The 18,057-nt window shown below is 47.2% G+C and carries 17 protein-coding genes and 1 pseudogene; 16 read left to right on the forward strand and 2 right to left on the reverse strand.

What is annotated here, in order from left to right:
• Nucleotides 1-339: 339 nt before the first annotated feature.
• From L5M18_RS08030 to ompW, 5 genes are all read left to right on the forward strand, one after another.
• Nucleotides 340-1,326 (forward strand): fumarylacetoacetate hydrolase family protein, encoded by a 987-nt coding sequence (locus L5M18_RS08030; protein WP_028760574.1) that lies wholly within the window; start codon nt 340-342, stop codon nt 1,324-1,326.
• 93 nt (nt 1,327-1,419) lie between these two features.
• Complete coding sequence (maiA, locus tag L5M18_RS08035; protein WP_263196496.1) at nt 1,420-2,070, forward strand: maleylacetoacetate isomerase; 651 nt, start codon at nt 1,420-1,422, stop codon at nt 2,068-2,070.
• A gap of 82 nt (nt 2,071-2,152) precedes the next feature.
• A complete protein-coding gene (locus L5M18_RS08040) occupies nt 2,153-2,443 on the forward strand; it encodes a hypothetical protein (RefSeq protein ID WP_263172235.1) in 291 nt (96 codons plus the stop codon).
• Nucleotides 2,444-2,519: 76 nt separating this feature from the next.
• Nucleotides 2,520-3,176, forward strand: coding sequence for a nucleotidyltransferase family protein (locus L5M18_RS08045; RefSeq protein ID WP_411569268.1), 657 nt, complete (start codon nt 2,520-2,522; stop codon nt 3,174-3,176).
• A 476-nt stretch (nt 3,177-3,652) separates the two neighbouring features.
• Complete coding sequence (gene ompW / locus L5M18_RS08050) at nt 3,653-4,300, forward strand: outer membrane protein OmpW (protein ID WP_028760570.1); 648 nt, start codon at nt 3,653-3,655, stop codon at nt 4,298-4,300.
• A gap of 99 nt (nt 4,301-4,399) precedes the next feature.
• On the opposite strand, the gene L5M18_RS08055 is transcribed toward ompW, so the two are convergent.
• Nucleotides 4,400-5,143 carry an SDR family NAD(P)-dependent oxidoreductase gene (locus tag L5M18_RS08055; protein WP_263196497.1) on the reverse strand — a complete coding sequence of 248 codons (744 nt, stop codon included), beginning with the start codon at nt 5,141-5,143 and terminating at the stop codon, nt 4,400-4,402.
• A 117-nt stretch (nt 5,144-5,260) separates the two neighbouring features.
• Between L5M18_RS08055 and L5M18_RS08060 the strand changes: the two genes are divergently transcribed.
• The 11 genes from L5M18_RS08060 (at nt 5,261) to L5M18_RS08110 (ending at nt 17,433) form a co-directional block, all read left to right on the forward strand.
• A complete protein-coding gene (locus tag L5M18_RS08060; RefSeq protein WP_173245790.1) occupies nt 5,261-5,680 on the forward strand; it encodes a YbaY family lipoprotein in 420 nt (139 codons plus the stop codon).
• Nucleotides 5,681-5,750: 70 nt separating this feature from the next.
• Nucleotides 5,751-6,692, forward strand: a complete 942-nt coding sequence (gene metA, locus L5M18_RS08065; protein ID WP_028760567.1) for a homoserine O-acetyltransferase MetA — start codon at nt 5,751-5,753, stop codon at nt 6,690-6,692.
• 291 nt (nt 6,693-6,983) lie between these two features.
• A complete protein-coding gene (locus L5M18_RS08070) occupies nt 6,984-8,174 on the forward strand; it encodes a thiolase family protein (protein WP_263196499.1) in 1,191 nt (396 codons plus the stop codon).
• A gap of 115 nt (nt 8,175-8,289) precedes the next feature.
• Nucleotides 8,290-9,789: a CoA-acylating methylmalonate-semialdehyde dehydrogenase gene (locus tag L5M18_RS08075; RefSeq protein WP_263196500.1), complete on the forward strand. Its 1,500-nt coding sequence runs from the start codon at nt 8,290-8,292 to the stop codon at nt 9,787-9,789.
• A 79-nt stretch (nt 9,790-9,868) separates the two neighbouring features.
• The gene (locus L5M18_RS08080; RefSeq protein ID WP_113938930.1) at nt 9,869-11,026 is read left to right on the forward strand and encodes an acyl-CoA dehydrogenase family protein; all 1,158 of its coding nucleotides are present in this window, start codon (nt 9,869-9,871) and stop codon (nt 11,024-11,026) included.
• A 59-nt stretch (nt 11,027-11,085) separates the two neighbouring features.
• Nucleotides 11,086-11,859: an enoyl-CoA hydratase gene (locus L5M18_RS08085; RefSeq protein ID WP_011789976.1), complete on the forward strand. Its 774-nt coding sequence runs from the start codon at nt 11,086-11,088 to the stop codon at nt 11,857-11,859.
• Nucleotides 11,859-13,028 (forward strand): enoyl-CoA hydratase/isomerase family protein, encoded by a 1,170-nt coding sequence (locus L5M18_RS08090; protein ID WP_028760562.1) that lies wholly within the window; start codon nt 11,859-11,861, stop codon nt 13,026-13,028. The genes L5M18_RS08085 and L5M18_RS08090 overlap by 1 nt, the downstream gene beginning before the upstream one ends.
• 134 nt (nt 13,029-13,162) lie before the next feature.
• Nucleotides 13,163-14,065 (forward strand): 3-hydroxyisobutyrate dehydrogenase, encoded by a 903-nt coding sequence (gene mmsB, locus L5M18_RS08095; RefSeq protein WP_263196501.1) that lies wholly within the window; start codon nt 13,163-13,165, stop codon nt 14,063-14,065.
• A gap of 24 nt (nt 14,066-14,089) precedes the next feature.
• A complete protein-coding gene (locus L5M18_RS08100) occupies nt 14,090-14,848 on the forward strand; it encodes an SDR family oxidoreductase (RefSeq protein WP_011846385.1) in 759 nt (252 codons plus the stop codon).
• Between the two features lie 215 nt (nt 14,849-15,063).
• Entirely contained in the window at nt 15,064-15,306 is a 243-nt protein-coding gene (locus L5M18_RS08105) for a hypothetical protein (protein WP_028760560.1), read from the forward strand.
• Nucleotides 15,307-15,384: 78 nt separating this feature from the next.
• Nucleotides 15,385-17,433 (forward strand): alpha/beta hydrolase family protein, encoded by a 2,049-nt coding sequence (locus L5M18_RS08110; protein ID WP_263196503.1) that lies wholly within the window; start codon nt 15,385-15,387, stop codon nt 17,431-17,433.
• A gap of 22 nt (nt 17,434-17,455) precedes the next feature.
• Here L5M18_RS08110 and L5M18_RS08115 read toward each other — a convergent pair.
• Nucleotides 17,456-17,927 (reverse strand): annotated as a pseudogene (locus L5M18_RS08115) (Cu(I)-responsive transcriptional regulator); the annotation flags it as partial.
• Nucleotides 17,928-18,057 lie beyond the last annotated feature (130 nt).

Below are 18,057 nucleotides of genomic sequence, written 5' to 3' on the forward strand. Positions count from 1 at the left end.
CACTTAGTTGCCGACTTTTCAGGCATATTGCTTACCGAGATATTGATAAGCGGTAACTAGGTTATAAACGTAATGATTAGTTTACAAAATGTGAAATAATTGACCTAAATGTGATTTTGGTCACGCTATAGGAATCTTGAGCTGCATCGGGTATTTCTACGCGCAACAAATACGTTAAAGCAAGTAACAGAGCATGCCTCGTTGGCGCGGACTGCGTAACGTGTATGCCCTTAATGAGTCAAAAAGTCCGATTTAAATCGCCGAATATAAGCTGAGTGACGTCACGCGTTTTCCAGCACAATAAAATTGTACACCTAGCCGAAGAGCACTGGAGCCAATATGAAACTTGCAAGTTATAACAATGGTCGTCGTGATGGTCAGTTGATGTTAGTCAGCCGCGATCTCACTAAAACGGTTGCCGTTCCTGCCATTGCCCACACTATGCAGCAATTACTCGATGGTTGGGATTTACTGAGACCGCAATTGCAAGAATTGTACGATGCGTTAAATGAAGGCATGTTAGATAACGCGCAAGCGTTCGACGAAGCTAAGTGTTTGTCGCCATTACCGCGTGCTTACCAATGGGCCGATGGTAGCGCTTATGTGAATCACGTTGAGTTAGTCCGTAAAGCCCGTGGCGCAGAAATGCCAGAAACCTTCTGGACAGATCCGTTGTTTTATCAAGGTGGCTCAGACAGCTTTATTGCCCCTAAAGCGGATATCCCATTGGCGAGCGAAGACTGGGGTATCGATTTCGAATCTGAAATTGCGGTTATTACCGATGATGTGCCTATGGGCGTGAGCACTGACAATGCAGCTAAGCACATTAAATTGTTGATGCTAGTTAACGATGTGTCATTGCGTAACTTGATCCCTGGTGAGTTGGCGAAAGGCTTTGGTTTTTTCCAATCTAAACCATCGAGCAGTTTTTCGCCTGTGGCTGTGACACCGGATGAATTGGGTGTCCGTTGGGAAGATTCGAAAGTGCATTTACCGCTGATCACCTATTTAAATGGTGAATTATTTGGTCGTCCGAATGCGGGCGTTGATATGACCTTTAATTTCAGTCAGTTAGTTTCGCATGTTGCAAAAACCCGTCCATTGGGCGCAGGCGCGATTATAGGCTCTGGTACTATTTCTAACTATGACCGTAGTGCAGGTTCGAGCTGTTTAGCGGAAAAACGTATGTTAGAAGTGATTGCCGAAGGCAAAGCCACTACGCCATTTATGCGTTTTGGTGACACGGTGCGCATCGAAATGCTCGATGATAATGATGTAACCATTTTTGGTTCTATCGATCAAAAAGTGGTTGAATACAAAGCCTAAGCCTAAGGCTTTCCCTTAAAGGGCGACACCGACTCAAACTAACGGGGCTTAATTGCCCCGTTTTTATACTGACTTTTATAAGGAAATGAAAATATGAAACTTTACGGTTATTGGCGTTCCAGTGCAGCCTATCGGGTTCGTATTGCCCTTAATCTCAAGGGGATTTCAGCCGAACAGTTTTCAGTGCATCTCGTGCGTGATGGCGGCGAGCAACATAAAGCGGCCTACATTGCACTTAATCCTTTAGAGTTAGTGCCAACCTTAGTGGTGGATGATGAGCAGGATGTGGATGCTTTGTCGCAATCTTTAGCGATTATCGAATATCTTGATGAGATACATCCACAGTCGCCATTATTGCCTGCATCGGCTCTTGAACGTGCCCACGTGCGCGCTATGGCACTTACGGTCGCCTGTGAGATCCATCCATTAAACAACTTGCGGGTATTGCAGTATTTAACGCAAACCTTAGGTGTTGATGACACCGCTAAAAATACTTGGTATCACCATTGGGTCGCAAGTGGTTTTACGGCCTTAGAAACCTTGTTAACACGGCATAGCGGTCGTTATTGCTTTGGGAATGGCGTGACATTAGCCGATCTGTGTTTAGTACCGCAGGTGTATAACGCCCAGCGTTTTAATGTGGATTTAACGCCTTATCCCAATATCATGCGCGTGTGGGCCGAGTGTAATCAGCTTGAAGCCTTCGCCAATGCTGCGCCAGAGCGCCAAGCGGATGCGGTGTAAGGAATTGCGCGGATACGGTTTTTACGAATAGAAAGAATGATGAGGCTTGCTTTGCGAGTCTTATCTCAGCGATGGAGTTTAAATGCTTTTCAGTAAAAAATGTCCGTATTGCAAACGTAAACTCGGCGCTAAGGATGTGCCGATTAAGGAAGGACGCTGCTGCCACTGTGATAAGCCGATACTGTACAAATTCAATATAATAAAATGGATGCTACTGTTCGTGCCTATCTATATTGTTAGCGTTAATCTGCTAGACAAAGATGTACATGGTTTTTGGATTTGTGTTGCGGTGATGGCACCTATTTATAGTTTCGTTTCACTACTCTGTCATGAGGTCGTAAAGTGCCCAGAAATCGATGGCGAAGTGGAGTAAGCCTAATGTCTTTCCCGTGTTTTTATCTGATATTGAAGCGGGCGATACTGTTATGAGTGGTGCTAGGGGTAATGTCATGAGTGTTGCTACGAATAATGTTATGAATGATGCAATGAGTGAAGCAGAGCTAAAGCATCAATTACTCGAATGGATAGCTCAAGACTGCGAGCGGGTGAGGGCGCTTGAACTCGCGCTTCAATGTGCCAAAGTACACTCAATGCCGCAGTGGTGTCTGGCGGCGGGATTTGTCCGTAATTTAGTCTGGGATCGCTTGCACGAATTTGAGTTGAGTCCACTGAACGATATCGATCTGATCTATTTTTGCCCTTTAGATATTAGCCCTGAGCGGGATCTGGCGATTGAAGCCTATCTTCATCAGCTTGCCCCTGAGTTACCTTGGTCGGTTAAGAATCAGGCGCGCATGCATAGTCGCAATCAAGACATGGCTTACACATCTTGTATTGATGCTATGGCACATTGGCCAGAGTTAGAAACTGCGGTTGGGGTGTGTTTAAAATCTCATGTTGAGACAGATACTCAGGTAGATGAAGAGACTGATCATCATTGCACGCATTACGGTATTGAGCTGGTGGTTCCCTTTGGGCTGAACTCCCTGTTTGCCCTCAAATTGAGCGCCAATCCAAAGCGATCATTACCCGTGTTTCATCACAGAGTCGCGACTAAGGGCTGGCTAACTCGCTATCCTTTACTTACGTGTTGTTACTCAAGCTAATCTTCTCACTTTCTTATTCGTTCAGTCTAAAACTGACTTAACCGCCTCACACTATCATTCCATGCAATCTAGTTATCTAACATGATAGGTATCATCCTCAAGCCGTTTTTATTTATCCATTTTCTGTTTTTAGCCTTATTCAACCCGTCTCTATAATTTGAAATTAATGTTCAAATAACCTCTTAGTTAAGTGCTTTTCATTGTTACTAAAATGTTTATGGTGTTGTTGGTCACTACCTCTTGCGGAAGTTATTAGTGATGGCTAATACAATACTTAGCTCACAGAAAACAAAGGGGTATTATCAATAAATGTTTGAATTTCGTGATTCAGCTCCCATGTGTAGTACCTATAAGTGAGTATTGCTCACTCACTTTGATTTGGATCAATAAATCAGCCGCATATCTCTGGCAGTGTAGGCGTCAATTGTTAAGGATGTAATACAAAACAAAAACCTATGTTGTACATATGGAGTATGATGATGAATAAAAACACTGTTTCTACACTGGTCGCTGCCACCCTTTTAGCCGCTGGTTTTTCTGCCTCTGTATCGGCTCACCAAGCGGGTGACATTATCGTTCGTGCGGGTGCTGTGGTTGTTGCGCCAAATGAATCAAGTGATGATGTTGCGGGTAACGGCGAGTTCCAAATCAGCAATAACACTCAAGTGGGTTTAAACTTTGGCTACATGCTGACAGATAACTTTGGGGTTGAGTTATTAGCTGCCACACCTTTTAGCCACGATGTTTCTTTGGCTGGCGTAGGTAAGATTGCTGAAACTAAACATTTACCACCCACTTTAGTGGCGCAGTACTACTTTGGTGATGCGCAATCTAAATTACGTCCATACGTGGGTGTCGGTGTTAACTATACTAATTTCTTCGACAATGAGTTCACCAACGATTTAAATGGTGCGTTAACTGACTTGAGCATGAGCACTTCGTGGGGCTTAGCGGCACAAGCAGGTGTTGACTATCAGGTTAACAAAAACTGGTTAGTGAACGCTTCAGTGTGGTACGCACAAATTAGCAGTGACGTGAAGTTTAAATTAGCGGGCGACACTGTGGTTATCGACACTGATATCAACCCATGGGTTTATATGGTCAGCGTGGGTTACACTTTCTAATCCACTGATTAGATAAGCGTAAAAAAGGAGCCTTAGGCTCCTTTTTCGTTTCTGCCCTTTTTATCGCGCCATGTTCTGTTCCACTTAGGCTAAGCCGATTTAGCGCTTTGGCTTTTTAGCTTTCCAGTGGCGAGTGTTATAGATAAATTCGGGTAATAACACAGTAAGCCAAGCGACGAGGCGCCAGCGTTTGGTCACATAGACGCGGCGTTTGCCTTGTTTCATAGCCTTGATGATTTGCGCTGCGACTTGTTGCAATGGTGCAAGCCACATCGCACTTTGCTGCATAGCGGCTTTATCGAGCAAACCAAGTTGGATATCGGTAATCGTAATCGGTAACTTAAGGCGCTGAGCATGCATACTTAAGCCCTCAAGGTAATTTTGCCCAAAGGCTTTTGAGGCGTGATAGGCTACACTCGGCCCGCCGCGCAGGCCCGCAATCGAGTTGATTGCCGCCAGTTGTCCATAACCTTGCTCGCGAAATAGTCTAAATGCCGTATTGCAGATGGCAGCAAAACCTCGCACATTGACATCGATAATGTCTTGCTCCGGTAGCCAAGGCAACTCGGGGTCATAGCTATTGAGGCCTGTATTGACTAAGACTAAGTGCGCGCCGCCAAGACTTTGCCAGACTGATTCAAGTTGGTTGATGATGGCTTGAGGTTGTTCAATTTGAAGTGCAAAAACTTGTACTTTTGTTGGCAAGGATAAGGCAAAATCGCGCAGTGATTCTGGATCTTGGGCGAATAAGACTAATTCAACCTGTTGATCTGCCAATTGCTTTGCAAGTTCACGACTTAATTGTGAGCTAGCTCCCACAATGATTGCAGTTGCTTGGGTCATAGATTTTTCGGCAACGAAATGGTGGCTTATGATAGAAAGTTATGTTCACCAAGACAAGATTTATAGCTTGGGCGTATGGACATCTAGAAGTCTTTATGTATGATTAGGAGAAAAAAAATGAACAAATGGTTGCGTTTAAGCGCGTTGAGATTAACAGCCTTAGCATTAATGGCCGTAATGGGGGTGTTATCGGGTTGTGCGACACCGAATGCTATAGTTGAGATAAAAGGCGAGACCTTATATCGCGAACGGATAGCCTTACCTGCCGATGCTAAGGTCATAGTGCAGCTGCTTGATGTCTCAAAAATGGATGTGCCAGCCATAGTGATGGCGGAGCGCGTGCAACAAGGTGCTGCGACACCCGCGCCATTCAGTTTTGCGATTGGTAGCGATCAGTTCCAACCCGGTCACACTTATGCCATAGGTGCCCGGATTATGTTGGGTGATAAGTTATTGTTTATTAATACTCAAGCCTATCATATTGATCTCAATTCCACTGAGCCAATGACGATACTGCTAGAGAAAGTCGGTGGCTAGTTAGCTTGCTCAGAAGTGAGCTGACATACGCGCCGAATCCGTTAGTATTTACGAACAGAAGAGGCGCGGTATGCCGGTTAGAATTCCAGATCATCTGCCCGCAGCAGGGGTGTTAGAGTCAGAAAATATTTTCGTTATGTCCGAGACGCGGGCGGCGAATCAAGATATCAGGCCAATGAAGGTGCTGATTTTGAACTTGATGCCGAACAAAATTGAGACAGAAACCCAGTTACTGCGCTTACTGGGCAACACGCCTTTACAAGTCGATGTGGATTTACTGCGCATTCACGACAAAGAGTCCAAGCATACTTCCATCGACCACATGAATACTTTTTACCGTGATTTTGAAGCTGTGCGCCATAAAAATTACGACGGTCTTATCATCACAGGCGCGCCGCTTGGGCAAATCGATTTCGAAGATGTGGTTTATTGGGATCATATCCGTGAAATCATCGACTGGTCCCAAGAGCATGTCACCTCAGTGTTGTTTTTATGCTGGGCAGCCCATGCGGGCTTGTATCATCTCTATGGTTTAAATCGAAAAATATTGCAACAGAAGCGTTCTGGCGTATTTGTACATAGGCGCACTTGTCAGCATTTCCCACTACTACGTGGTTTTGATGATGAGTTCTTTGCACCCCATTCGCGTTTTGCCGAGATGGATGTGGAAGAAATTAGGCAACACCCGCAGTTGCAAGTGTTAGCGCAGTCCGATGAAGCCGGGGCCTATTTGGTATTAAGTCGCAATAACCGTAACTTGTTTGTAATGGGGCACCCTGAATATCAAAAATCGACCTTAAACGATGAATACCATAGGGATTTAGCCCAAGGCTTAACGCCAAATGTGCCACAAAACTATTATCGAAATAATAATCCAGAAGCCGAAGCCATTGCCCGCTGGCACAGCCACGGTAGTTTGTTGGTCAGTAATTGGCTCAATTATTACGTTTACCAGTTAACGCCTTATGACTTAAGTGATATGACGGCGATGACACCGTGGGAATCGCGCTAAGGTTTTTTTTAGCCTTTTATGGTGATGTGGTCACATGGATGTGACCTAAGCTGATACCCAAAAGCCCTTAATTTATCTCTCCCTTAGATGCTGTTGTCCACGCTTGACTGTGCTTAATCCCTGCCTCGCTGTAAATCCTTACTGACAATTTTCACCCGATAAAATCGACACATTAGACCAAGGAATACTTGCTTTACGTTCGCGTAAACGTCAGAGTGGTTTTATTGTCGATTTTATTAAACGTCCCAAGGCTAGCACTAGGCCTTGTGGTCAATTTGGGTTGGAGCCTGCATGAGTACTGAACCGTTAAATCAAGATATCGTTATTGTTGCCGCTAAACGCACCCCTATGGGTGGTTTTCAAGGCAGTTTGTCATCTGTTGCATCACCGACTTTAGCTGCGACAGCCATTAAGGGCTTGTTGGCGGAGACTCAATTAGCGGGTGAACATGTCGATGAAGTCTTGATGGGCTGCGTATTACCCGCAGGTTTAGGCCAAGCGCCTGCACGTCAAGCCACTTTAGGTGCGGGATTACCCTTATCCGTTGGTGCGACCACAGTGAACAAAGTCTGTGGCTCAGGCATGAAGACGGTAATGTTAGCCCACGATTTGATTAAAGCGGGCAGTGCAAAAGTGGTGATCGCAGGCGGCATGGAAAGCATGAGCCAAGCGCCGTATTTACTCGATAAAGCCCGCGGCGGCATGCGCATGGGCCATGGCAAAGTGTTAGACCATATGTTTTTAGATGGCCTTGAAGATGCCTACACGGGTGGCGCCATGGGGACGTTCGCCCAGAAAACAGCCGATGAATTTGGTATCACCCGCGAGCAGATGGACGCTTTTGCCCTAAGCTCGCTCGAAAAAGCCAATGCCGCGATTAACTCGGGCGCCTTTAAAGCCGAAATCACCCCAGTCACTGTCAGTGATCGTCGCGGTGATGTGACTATCGATACCGACGAGCAACCCGGTAATGCCCGCCCTGAAAAAATTCCTACGCTGCGTCCAGCCTTTACCAAAGATGGCACTATCACAGCGGCAAACTCTAGCTCGATTTCCGATGGCGCAGCGGCATTAATGCTGACCTCTCGCGGCGAAGCTGAGCGTTTAGGCTTAACTGTATTAGCCACTATTAAAGGCCATACGACTCACGCCCAAGAGCCTTCACTCTTTACCACTGCACCGGTTGGCGCTATGGCGAAATTGCTGGCTAATGTGGGTTGGTCAACGGATGAGGTGGATTTATTTGAAATCAACGAAGCCTTCGCCATGGTGACTATGCTTGCCGTGTCTGAACTCGGTTTAGATATTGCTAAGGTTAACGTCAATGGCGGCGCCTGCGCCTTAGGTCATCCGATTGGTTGCTCGGGTTCACGTTTACTGGTGACCTTAATTCATGCATTAAAAGCCCGCGGCCTTAAGCGCGGTGTTGCCTCGCTGTGTATCGGCGGTGGAGAAGCGACGGCGATGGCCATCGAGGTTTAATCGCAACAGTTTAGTTAAATCAACAAGACGGGGCTGGCAAGGGCAATCACTTCCCTTGAGGATAATCATAATATCGCACCGCCAGCCCATCACTCTACAAGGAAAGGATTGCAACATGACCACACAAGTAAAGCATTACATTGACGGCGAGTTTATCCAAGGTACGGGCACATCACAGATTATTGTCACCAATCCCGCGAATAACTCGCCGATTGCTGTGATTAATGCTGCCACTAGCGAAGAAGTTCACGCTGCGATTGCTAGCGCCAAAGCGGCCTTTAAAACCTGGAAAGAAGTGCCAGTGTCTGAACGCGCGCGCGTCATGTTGCGTTATCAACATCTGCTAAAAGAACATCACGACGAACTGGCGACCATTCTTGCAAAGGAAACCGGTAAAACCTTTGAAGATGCCAAGGGCGATGTATGGCGCGGTATCGAAGTCGCTGAACATGCTTGTAACGTAGCGTCATTATTGATGGGTGAAACCGTCGAGAACGTCGCGCGTTCAATTGACACTTACAGCTACACTCAACCGCTCGGTGTGTGTGCCGGTATTACGCCATTTAACTTCCCTGCGATGATCCCGTTATGGATGTTCCCATTGTCGATTGCCTGCGGTAACACTTTCATTTTAAAGCCTTCTGAACAAGACCCTATGACGCCGCAGCGCCTGGTTGAGCTGTTTGTTGAGGCGGGCGCACCTAAAGGCGTATTGCAATTAGTGCACGGTGATAAAACAGCCGTAGATATCCTGCTGGCAGACCCTGCGATTAAAGCCATTTCCTTTGTCGGTTCTGTGGCTGTGGGTCAATATATTTATAAAACAGGTACCGATAACTTAAAACGCGTGCAAGCCTTTGCGGGCGCGAAAAACCATTGCGTGATTATGCCTGATGCAAACAAACAGCAAGTGATCAACAACTTAGTCGGCGCTTCTGTGGGCGCGGCGGGTCAGCGTTGTATGGCGATTTCGGTTGCCGTGTTTGTGGGTGCCGCTAAAGAGTGGATCCCAGAATTAAAAGAAGCCTTAGCCAAAGTTCGCCCAGGTTTATGGGACGATAAAGAAGCGGGTTATGGTCCGGTTATCAGCCCAGCCGCTAAGGCGCGGGTGCTTAAACTTATCGCCCAAGGTAAAGCCGAAGGCGCCGAGTGTTTACTCGATGGCAGCGATTTTACCGTGGAAGGTTATGAATCCGGTAATTGGATTGGCCCAACCATGTTCGATAAAGTTACTACTGATATGAGCATTTACAAGGAAGAAATCTTTGGCCCTGTACTGTGTTGTATGGAATCAGACTCCTTAGACGCAGCCATCGAATTAGTTAACGCCAGCCCTTATGGCAACGGCACGTCTATCTTTACCGCTAGCGGTGCTGCTGCCCGTAAATATCAACATGAAATCGAAGTCGGCCAAGTGGGGATTAACGTGCCGATTCCTGTGCCATTACCTTTCTTCTCATTTACCGGTTGGAAGGGCAGTTTCTACGGCGATCAACATGCTTATGGTAAGCAAGCGGTGCGTTTCTATACCGAGACCAAGACCATCACTTCCCGCTGGTTTGAGTCTGATATTGTCGTAGCTTCAACGCCAAATATGAGCATTAACCTACGCTAAGCTCGGTTATAAACCGCGGCGTCTTTATGGCGCCCAATTTATTAAATAAAAAGTGACCATAGAGTCATAGGAGAGCCCAATGGATTTTAATTTCAACGATGACCAACGTCAGTTTGCCGATCTTGCGCGCCAGTTTGCCGCGGAAGAATTAACCCCGTTCGCCGCCAAGTGGGATGAAGAACATCATTTCCCCAAAGACGTGATCCAAAAAGCCGGCGAGCTGGGTTTTTGCTCACTCTATTCGCCAGAATCTGAAGGCGGCATGGGCCTATCGCGCCTCGATGCCTCGATTATTTTTGAAGAACTTGCCAAGGGCTGCACTGCAACCACAGCCATGCTGACCATTCACAATATGGCGACTTGGATGGTGACGACTTGGGGCACTGAAACCCTGCGTCAGACTTGGTCCGAGCCGTTAACCACTGGGCAGATGTTAGCGTCATACTGTTTGACTGAGCCGGGCGCGGGTTCGGACGCTGCATCTTTGCAAACTAAAGCGGTGCGTGACGGTGATGAATATGTGATTTCAGGCTCGAAAATGTTTATCTCGGGGGCGGGCGCCACTGAGCTTTTAGTCGTGATGTGCCGTACAGGTCAAGCTGGGCCTAAGGGAATTTCGGCCATTGCCATTCCGGCGGATGCCGCTGGTGTTATCTACGGTAAAGCCGAAGATAAAATGGGCTGGAATGCACAGCCGACCCGTCAAATCACCTTTGAAAACGTGCGCGTGCCAGTAGCGAATTTGCTCGGTGAAGAAGGCCAAGGTTTTGCGTTCGCGATGAAAGGCTTAGACGGCGGTCGCATCAATATCGCTACCTGTTCTGTGGGTACGGCGCAGTCGGCTTTAGAGCGCGCAACTCAATATATGAATGAGCGTCAGCAATTTGGTAAACCTTTAGCGGCTTTCCAAGCGCTGCAATTTAAACTTGCCGATATGGCGACAGAATTAGTCGCAGCCCGCCAAATGGTGCGTCTTGCGGCATTTAAACTCGATAGTGGCGATCCTGAAGCCACGGCTTATTGCGCTATGGCGAAACGCTTTGCCACCGATGTGGGTTTTCAAGTCTGCGATGCGGCGCTGCAAATTCATGGTGGATATGGTTATATAAGGGAGTACCCGCTGGAACGTCATTTCCGTGATGTGCGTGTACACCAGATTTTAGAAGGCACTAACGAAATTATGCGCTTAATTATCGCCCGTCGTTTACTCGATGAAAATGCAGGACAAATCCTGTAATTCAACTCGCAATATGCGTGACTTACAGGTCGGCGATAACTGAAAAGGAGTCTATAAAGATGGAATATTTAGTTGAACGTATCGAAGGCCACACGGCGATTCTGACCATGAACAATCCGCCAGCCAATACTTGGACCGCCGAGAGTTTGCAGGCGCTTAAAGCCAAAGTGCTTGAGCTAAATGCCAATAAAGAGATTTACGCCTTAGTGTTAACGGGCCAAGGGCAAAAGTTCTTCTCCGCTGGCGCCGATTTAAAACTGTTTAGCGATGGTGACAAAGGCAATGCGGCAACGATGGCAAAGCATTTTGGTGAAGCCTTTGAAACCTTAAGCCAATTCCGCGGTGTGTCGATTGCCGCGATTAATGGCTATGCCATGGGCGGCGGCTTAGAAGTCGCGTTGGCCTGCGATATTCGTATCGCCGAAATTCAAGCTGTAATGGCATTACCCGAAGCGACGGTCGGTTTATTACCCTGTGCGGGTGGCACTCAAAATCTGACCGCATTAGTAGGTGAAGGGTGGGCTAAACGGATGATTTTATGCGGCGAGCGTATCGATGCGACCCAAGCATTGAATCTACGTTTAGTGGAAGAAGTGGTCGACACTGGCGAAGCGCTTAATGCGGCAATCGCCTTAGCCGTCAAAGTGGCGAATCAAAGCCCAAGCAGCGTCACAGCGTGCAAGACACTTATTCAAGCGGGGCGCACTATGGCGCGTAGCCAAGCGCTACCGATTGAGCGTGAGTTATTTGTCGGATTATTTGATACTGAAGATCAGGCCGAAGGTGTGAATGCGTTTTTAGGGAAACGTAAAGCTGAGTGGAGAAACCGCTAATGACGAATGTAGTAGATAATGACGTGGTCGAGCATGTCGCAAATCAGGTCACGACCACACAAAATGTGGTGTTTCAAACCTTAGCCACTGCTTCTGGCAAATTGGTTGGTGTGGTCACACTCAATGTGGAAAAAGCCCTCAACGCCTTAGATTTAGGCATGGTACGCGCTATGACGGCGCAGCTTAATCTGTGGAAGAAAGATCCCCTTATCGCTTGCATCGTATTAGATGGCAGCGGTGAGAAGGCATTTTGTGCTGGTGGTGATGTGCGCGCTTTATACCATGCTTCCATTGCCGCTAATGGGCAAGTGACTGAGGAAGCAAAGGTTTTCTTCGAAGAGGAATATCGCCTCGATTATCTACTGCATACCTTTGGCAAACCTGTGTTGGTGTGGGGCGATGGCATTGTCATGGGCGGTGGCCTCGGTTTGATGGCGGGCGCGAGCCACAGAGTCGTTACCGAAACCTCGCGTATCGCTATGCCAGAGGTGACTATCGGCCTATATCCCGATGTGGGCGGCAGTTATTTCCTTAATCGTATGCAGGGCAAGATGGGATTGTTTTTGGGATTGACCGCCTATCAACTCAATGCCGCCGATGCCTGTTATGTGGGCCTTGCGGATCATTACCTGAACCGCGACGACAAAGAGCTGATGTTTGATGCCATGGCAACCTTAGATTGGAGCGATACGCCAGCACTTAATCATCAACGTTTAGATAGCATGATCAACGAGCTGTCTAATCAAGTGGATATTCCGAAGGGCGACAGTGTATTAGCCGAAAGCCAAGACATAATTGATAGGCTTATGGCGGGCAGTCTGCAGGATATTGCTGCACGCATGTCAACTCTGGTATCGGAAGAAAAGTGGTTAATGAAAGCGCGGGACACCTTCCTTGCGGGTAGCCCTATCAGCTGGCACTTGGTCTATATCCAAGGGCAGTTAGGGACTAAGCTTAGCTTAGCTCAATGTTTCAAATGGGAGTTAACCGCAAGTGTTAACGTGTGTGCCCACGGTGATTTCTGCGAAGGCGTTCGTGCACTCTTGATTGATAAAGACAAGAAACCTCAATGGCGTTTTAAGGATGTTAACTCAGTACCCACAGCGGTACTTGAGCAAATATTGGCTTCCCCATGGGGCGAGGCGCATCCCTTTAACCAACTGAGTTAAGCGTTTAAGGGCCGAGTTGGCTAAGCGCTGTGTTTATCGGCTTAGCTAAGCTCGCTTTACTCTGTGATAATGACAGCATAATCAATGGGCTAGCATTATCACAACACTAAAAAGAACAACACAGGAGTGATGGCATGAGTACAGTAGCCTTTATCGGTTTAGGTAATATGGGCGGCCCAATGGCGGCCAATTTATTAAAAGCAGGCATGACGGTTCGCGTCTTTGATTTAGTCCCCGAGGCTATGCAGCAATTGGCCGAAAAAGGCGCCTTAGTATCAAGTACAGCCTGCGGCGCTGCAGCGGGCGCAAGTGTGGTGATTACTATGCTGCCTGCGGGCAAGCATGTAAAAAACTTATATTTAGGCAATGGAACAGACAAAGGCCTGCTTGAAGTGGTTGCGGGTGATACTTTACTGATCGATTGCTCGACCATCGATGCGCAAAGCGCACAACTCGTGGCAGCCGAAGCGGCTAAAAGCGGCATCGAATTTATGGATGCACCAGTTTCTGGCGGCACTGCAGGCGCGGCAGCGGGAACTTTAACTTTTATTTGTGGTGGCTCGGATAACGCTTTTGAATGTGCGCAGCCCGTACTTAAGGCTATGGGTGTGAATATCTTCCACGCAGGCGGTCCAGGTGCGGGGCAAGTCGCGAAAATCTGCAATAACATGCTGTTATCTGTGTTGATGGTCGGTACTTCTGAAGCCCTGCAAATGGGGATTGACCACGGTCTCGATCCCAAAGTGCTATCCGACATTATGAAGGTCAGCAGTGGCGGAAACTGGACGCTAGAGAAGTACAATCCCTGCCCAGGCGTGATGGAAACAGTGCCTTCTTCTAAGGGCTATCAGGGTGGCTTTATGGTAGATTTGATGGTCAAAGATCTCGGTCTGTCACAAGAAGCTGCATTATTGAGCAACTCTAGCACGCCAATGGGCGCTTTAGCCCGCAGCTTGTATGTCAATCATGCAAGACAAGGCAATGGCCGCCGAGATTTTTCCAGTATATTTGAACAATTTGCACCACTTAAAAAATAGACACAGATAACAAGGGATCACCAGATGGATTTAAAAGATAAGGTTGTCGTCATTACTGGCGGCGCGGGTGGCTTAGGCTTAGCAATGGCGCAAAATTTTGCGCAGGCGGGTGCTAAGATAGCGCTTATCGATGTGGACCAAGAAAAACTCGAGCGAGCCTGCGCTGAGCTTGGATCGGACACTGAAGTCCAAGGTTATGCCTTAGACATTACCGACGAAGAAGACGTCGTCGCGGGTTTTGCCTATATTCTCGAAGATTTTGGTCAAGTGAACGTGTTAGTGAACAACGCCGGTATTCTGCGTGATGGCATGTTAGTCAAAGCCAAAGACGGCAAAGTCACTGATCGTATGTCTTACGAGCAATTCCAATCGGTGATCAATGTGAACCTGACCGGCAGTTTCCTCTGTGGCCGTGAGGCCGCTGCTGCCATGATTGAATCGGGTCAAGCGGGGGTGATAGTTAACATCTCTAGCCTTGCTAAAGCGGGTAATATGGGTCAATCAAATTACGCGGCCTCAAAAGCGGGTGTTGCGGCTATGTCCGTCGGCTGGGCGAAGGAGTTAGCGCGCTACAATATCCGTAGTGCAGCCGTAGCACCAGGTGTGATTGCGACCGAGATGACGGCGGCAATGAAGCCAGAAGCGTTGGAGCGTTTAGAGAAACTCGTGCCTGTTGGCCGCTTAGGTCATGCCGACGAGATAGCTTCTACCGTACGTTTTATTATTGAAAACGATTATGTTAACGGTCGTGTGTTTGAAATCGATGGTGGTATTCGTCTTTAGAGCGATATCTTATTGATTTGCATAAAAACCGAGCTTAGGCTCGGTTTTTTTATAGGGTAAATAAAGATAATGGTTCTTCTGCTCTAGCTTTCGGATTTATTTAGATTTCACTGTTGGAGTTGACATTTAGTTGTTAACCTTCAACAATCGCTCTCCCGTTTTTTTACATAACTTTACAAACATGTTGATCACATGTAATGGAGCTTGAAATCCGGATGTCTTGGCAGGAAAAAGCCCACTGGCTTGAGAAAATCACTAAGCGCATGATGTTGATCGTGGGTATCTTAGGGTTGGTTGTGATTTATTGCGGTTTCTTTTTTCTGCTCTTTAGTGGCCGTTCTGTGGCCGTGATCCCATGGTTTTTTCTTATCTCACCTTGGGTGTGTATTTATTTTGGTTTAACGCAAGTACAACAAGTGCAAGTGGTAAATTGGTTCTTAAAAAAATTTAAAAAATAACTAATTTACACATAACTCATTTCTGCAAGTTCATATTTTGTTTCGGTTTGTGCAGTTGGCAAACATTGGGGAGAAACAATGAAGCTACATGGATATTTATGGATGCTGGGGGGCTTATTTTGTTTAGGTGCTTGCGAGCGCTCGAACAAAGAGATGCCGCATCTTAGTGATAATGGCGCACGCATAGTTGCGCCCTATGGTAGTTGGCAGTCTCCGCTATCGGCGACTGAAGTTTTTGAGCAGGCCGATACTGTGGCTGAGTTGCAAAGTGTTGATGGTGCTATTTATTTCTCTGAGTCTGATGGTGAAAAACAAGGCCAAGTCGGCATTAAACGCCTCGATCAACGGGGAAAAATTACCGACATAGTGCCGCCTGCGTTTAATGTTAAATCCGCCGTTCATGAATACGGTGGTGCCGCTTTTTTGGGGATTGGTCAGAGTCTGTTTGCCACTAAGGCACAGGACCAACTGTTTTATCGTTTTGCCCCTAATCAACCCCCTTTGCCTTTAACGCCAAATGGTACTCGCCATGCAGATTGTATTGCTTACCCCAAAGGGTCGAGGATTATCTGTGTGCGCGAAGATCATCGTCAAGCGGGTGAGCCTAAGGCGAGTCTTGTTACCATTAATCTTAATTTTGCAGGTGAAGGCGATACCTTTGTTTCGGGCCATGACTTTATTTCTTCGCCAGCCATCTCGCCCGATAACAGCCAACTGGCGTGGATCACGTGGGAACATCCCTATATGCCATGGGATAATAGCGTGCTCTGGCTTGGGGATCTGGACCGTAAAGGGCAATTACACAATATTCGTAAGGTAAACACGCCCGCAGATTCTTCGGTGTCGCAGCCGTTATTTAGCCCCGATGGACAATTGTATGTCGTATCGGATATCAGTAACTGGTGGAATATCTATCGAGTCACGGCACAAAATACCTTAGACCCAGTGCTAAAGAAAAAGGCCGAGTTTGCGGTGGCTGATTGGTATTTAGGCAATCATAACTATGCCTTTGAATCCGAAAAAACGATTATTGCCAGTTATATGCTTGGTAGTCAGGCCGTTTTAATTCGACTGCATCTAGATTCAGGCCTGACCGAATCTTTGGCCGTCGACTTTGGTGAAATCACCCAAGTGATCCGAGGGGAAGATGCTGTTTATTTTGTCGGCGCTAAGGCGACGCCAGAGAAGGGCATTTATAAAGTGATCGGTCGTGGTACTGAGTTGGTGTATACCCCTAACTTACCAAAACTTAATCCCAACTATATCTCCCGTGCTAAAAATATTACTTTTAAAACAGGTGCTAACCAGCAAGCTTACGGTTATTTTTATGGTCCGGTTAACCCCAACTATACTGCGCCTAATGATACCCGTCCGCCCTTGATTGTAATGTTACACGGCGGTCCTACGGCGCGGGCGAGTCTGGCTTATCGCAGTGATATTCAATTTTGGACCAGCCGAGGCTTTGCGGTTCTCGATGTTAATTTCCGTGGCAGCAGTGGTTTTGGCCGTGCTTATCGTCAAAGTATCTACGGAAAATGGGGCCAAGTTGATGTGGAGGATGCGGTCAATGCGGCCCGTTATTTAGTCGATAAGGGCTGGGTTGATGGACAAAAGCTGGCGATTCGAGGTGTCAGCGCTGGTGGGTTAACTGTGATGTCGTCATTGGCATTTTATGATGTATTTCAAGCGGGGGTGAGCTATGCGGGGATCAGTGACTTTGAACAGCTCGCCAAGAGTACCCATAAATTCGAGACTGGCTACTTAGATCTGCTCATCGGCCCCTATGGTGAAAATCAAGCCCGCTATAGGGAGCTGTCGCCCCTGCATCACCTTGAAGGATTGAATGAGCCTTTACTAATTTTTCAAGGATTACGTGACCAAATCGTGCCACCACAGCAGTCGCGGCAGATTTATGAGGCGTTGAAAGTGAGAGGCGTACCCACGGCTTATATCGCTTATCAGGATGAACCCCACGGCGGTTGGAAACCTGAGCACAAGGCCGCAGGATTAGAAACTGAGCTGGCATTTTATGGGCAAGTGTTTAACTTTACCCCTGCGGGTAAGCTTGCAACACTGGTACTGGATAACGCCGCGGCGCTAAAGCCAACCATAGTGAGAAGCCAATAACGCGGTATTTACCGTTATTGAACTTGCCATCGCTATTGCGATTGGCTTTTACCGCAACACTCAGAGCCAGCATTTTGCTGGCTCTTGTGATTTTCATGGCTGCCATGAGTCTCGTGACTTAGGCTGTCGATAATGGCGCAGTGGGGCTGATCGCCGCCTTGGCATTGGGTCACCATGTGCTGTAATTGCGCCCTAAGCTGCTGTAGCTTATTGATTTGCTGCTCGACATAGGCAAGGTGAGTTTGGGTAAGCTGCTTAACGTCCTCGGCATTACGGCTTTCATTGCCCTTAAGACCAAGCAAGGATTTGCAATCCTCTAGGCTAAAACCTAAGTCGCGACATTGATGTACAAACTTAAGCGCTTCAATATCTTGATGGCGATAAACTCGATAACCCGCCTCATTGCGCTCGCCGCACACTAAACCAATATCATGGTAATAACGGATACTCTTAACACTTAAGCCCGTTTGTTTCGCCACTTCACCTATCTTCATTTTGACCTCTATTTTTCCAACTGAATGGTATCATCCACTTCACCCAACAATTAATTGTCGATGTGATCACATTGAGCAAATTCATCCTTGACTCTCCAGTGATGGGAGACTTTATCTTAGACCTATAGTG

It is taken from the genome of Shewanella sp. SM20 (genome assembly GCF_025654545.1).
GTDB classification, from domain to species: domain Bacteria; phylum Pseudomonadota; class Gammaproteobacteria; order Enterobacterales; family Shewanellaceae; genus Shewanella; species Shewanella oncorhynchi.